Origin of the sequence: Bartonella sp. CM31XJBT, from assembly GCF_028618555.1 — a bacterium.
Taxonomy (GTDB): domain Bacteria; phylum Pseudomonadota; class Alphaproteobacteria; order Rhizobiales; family Rhizobiaceae; genus Bartonella.
Genome location: NZ_JAQITD010000058.1, coordinates 1 through 3584 on the forward strand (window position 1 = coordinate 1; position 3584 = coordinate 3584).

Below are 3584 nucleotides of genomic sequence, written 5' to 3' on the forward strand. Positions count from 1 at the left end.
AATCCAGGTGTGATTTGGAACAATCATGCGCAAGAAGTGGGGCAATCGCAGTTGGGGGGCATTATGCCGGGCAATCCGCATTTGCGCCTCACGGGTTCAGCGAAAGTGATTTTAAATGAAGTGACCAGCAGCAAGCGCAGTGCGCTTCATGGTCCAGGAGAGGTTTTTGGGAGCCCAGCCGATGTGATTATAGCCAATCCCAATGGGATAAGCTGTGATGGTTGCGGTTTTATCAATACGCCCCATGCGACCTTAACCACAGGTGTTCCCGAAATTGATGCGAGCGGTTTTTTGAAAGGCTTTGAGGTGCGAGGTGGGGATATCACCTTTGGCGCCAAGGGAGCCAATTTTTTCTCAGGCCAAGGGGCTGTTGATATTGTCGATATTGTTTCACGCACGGTGCATTTTGAAGGAGCTGTTGCGGGCAGAGAAATTGGAGTGACAGCAGGGACGGGTCACTTTGATTATGCTTCTCGGCAGATGAAAGAGCTAACTGATATTACTGGTAAACCGGAATATGCGATAGATGGTTCTGCTTTGGGGGCTCTACAAGCGGATCAGATTAAACTTGTGGCAACAGAAAAAGGTGTTGGGGTTCGCATGCGCCATGATATGGCAGCCAATGCGGGGCAGTTGCATCTTTCTGCTGATGGGAAAATCTCGTTGAAGAATGTTTTTGGTCATGGGGGCGTTGTCCTCAAATCGAAAAGCCAGAGCGTATTGGCAAAGCACATCACCTCGAAAAAGCATATTGATATTGCCGCCCATAAGGATGTGACGTTAGAAACGGTTGGCGCTGAGGGTCATTTGAAGATAGAGGCGCAGGATGGGCTTTTATCGATTGCCGGTAAAGCAACATCGGGAGGCAATATGGAGCTTTCTTCGCGCCAGACACTTCAAGTTTCAGGGCTAGGGTCAGGTGCTGATATGGCTCTTGAATCGGGCGGAGACTTGAAGCTTGAGGGGATTGTTTTAGCGCAAGGGAACCTCAAGGCGCATGCCGGTGGTGATATACAGGCGCAGCTTTTAGCCGGTGGGGTTGATATGGCGGCAACGGGTGCTACTGGTGTTGTTGTTCTTGGCACCCAAGGGGATGTTGATCTCCAGAGCAGTCAAGGTGCGATTGTCGCTGAAAGTGTTTATGGGGCAGGAGATATCACCCTGGTTTCTCATAATGGGCTATCTGTTTCTCAAACAATTCTGTCGCATCAAAATGTTGCCATTCAAGCACAACCAGAAACAAATGCTCCCGTTCATTTTAGACAACTTTTAGCCTATGGTAAGGCAAATATTGAGGGTGGGGCGGTTGACTTTTCTTCGCTGATGACGGGTGAAGAAGCTTTTTTAAAGGTTGGCAGCCTTGATGCAGGCACACTGATGACAGGTGTCGTTTCTACGGGCGGTTCAGGGGATCTTGTTTTAGATAAAAACGGCTTTCTTTTGATTACAGCAAAAGAAGGGGTGAAGGTTGGTCAGATTGCCAGTGGTGGCAATATTGAAATTTTTGCAGGCAACGACATCTATTATGATCAGGTCATGGGCTATGGCAGCGCAACATTGACATCGGTATCAGGAGAGATCAGTGTTGAGAATGTGCTGTCTGCTGAGGGGGATGTGAGATTGACAGCAAACACTCTCGATTTAAGCAATAATCGTTCTCATATTTACACGCCGCAAACGCTGTATTTAATTGCAGATCATATTGATGTCTCAGAGAGCGAATTGGCTTATGGCGGTTTAGATTTTAACAGCACCAATGCCCTTGATATTCACAATGCGCGGCTACAAGCCGTGACAGATCAGGGAGGGACTGGAGATATTCTTTTTGTTGCTCCAAGCGTTATGGTTGATGAGACAACTTCTGTTTTAGCAGCACGAGATTTCGTGATCAAAACGGGAGAGCTTGGAAATAGCGGTCAATTGGCATCGGGGCAGGATTTAATCTTTAGCGTGACGGGGGATGTGACCAACAACAAAACGGGCTTAATTTATGTGAAGGGCAATGGTGTTTTACAAGTTGATGGTGCTTTGCTCAATGATTTTGGCACCATAATGACAGAAGGTGATTTATCTTTCACCAATGCAGCTGGCAGCGGAAAAAGCCTTTCGCTTGTGAACAAAGCAGGCTTTATTCAAGCTGGTGGAAACTTAAATATCCAAACCAACACCCTGAAAAACGAAGCTGATAGCACGCCTGTCATCATGGAAAAAACGGAATATAGCGATATTTCTTTCCAAAGACCAAAGGGTTCTGATCAACTCAGTGATGGGATGTTATATCAGGAGGACCCCAATCTTTGGGGAAAGGGGCACGAATATCAAGAAGATAAACTAATAGGAAAAGGGCATGTAGAACTTTTTTTGGATATTCCACTTTGGGCGAGCAAAGAAGGAACCTATGGCACTGCAATTTCAAGCGATGGAATAGTTTATAAGGCATTCACTTGGAAACATAAGTCTATAAAGAAGGAATTGTCTGTACACCGGTATCAATGGAATGGTGATAGGTGGGGGGTCTTATCCCCAAATGAACACTGGTCACATATGACAGAAAAGACTGTCACACAAGCATTTTCGCATAAACCAACTGTTTCGGGGGTAATACAATCTAGTGGCAACCTCATCATTAACGCTGATACCATTGACAACCATTATAGCTCTATGAGAGCAGGGGGAAATGCCAATATCCACGCCAATGTGCTCACCAATTTGGGGGCAACAGCTTATAAAAACACTTATCTTGGTTGTCAGGCTTATACAGACAGTTGTTATGGCTATAAAGCTGATGGAAGCCGCGATGTTTCTTTAGATATAGCCAATGGCAAGGATCGCCATACTGGTTCAGAAGCTTTGGAGAGCGTTCCTGGTCTTGTCCAAGCGGGTGGCACTTTAAATATGGTGGTCGATCAACTCAATAACACGGCAGCGGAAGGTTCGATTACAGGGGATGCGCATTTTAAAGCACAAGCAGCTGAACGTAAACCACTGGAGTCCTTAAGTGGTTTAACCGGGGTTGATGCTCTCTTTACACCAAAAGTGGATCTCAATAATGCGGGGGAACTTGCTGAGGGGCTTCCTTTACCAAAGCCCCAATCGGGTGGGGTTGGGGGCACGCTGCCCAATCAAAATTTCATTTATGAAACGCGGGCAGAATTCCTTGATGTTGGCAAGTTTTATGGCTCAGCCTATTATTTGAACAGAATTGGTTACAATCCTGACAGAGAGATTTTTTTCTTAGGCGATGCTTATTTCGAAAAGCAGCTGATTGAAAAACAAATGCGTGATCTGGTGGGTCAAGGTTTGGGCAAAGGTTCCTTTATTCCTGGAAGTGATGCCATTGAACAAGTCAAAACTTTGCTGGATGTCGGGGCAGAATATGCAAAAGCACACAATCTCCCCTTTGGTGAGGCTTTGAGTGAAGAACAATTGGCGTCCCTAGAAGCCCCGATGGTGATTTATGTGCGCCAACAGGTCAAGGGCATGGATGTTTACGCACCGGTGCTTTACATCCCTGAAAAAGACAGAGCCTCCTTTGTTTCTGCTGGGGCTTTGATCATGGGCGATGATGTCAATATCACCAGCCA

At 46.3% G+C, this 3584-nt stretch carries 1 protein-coding gene; it reads left to right on the forward strand.

The features are described from left to right. Nucleotides 1-3584 (forward strand): filamentous hemagglutinin N-terminal domain-containing protein (locus tag PVV63_RS10030; protein WP_273791728.1); only part of this gene is annotated, 3584 nt, incomplete at both ends.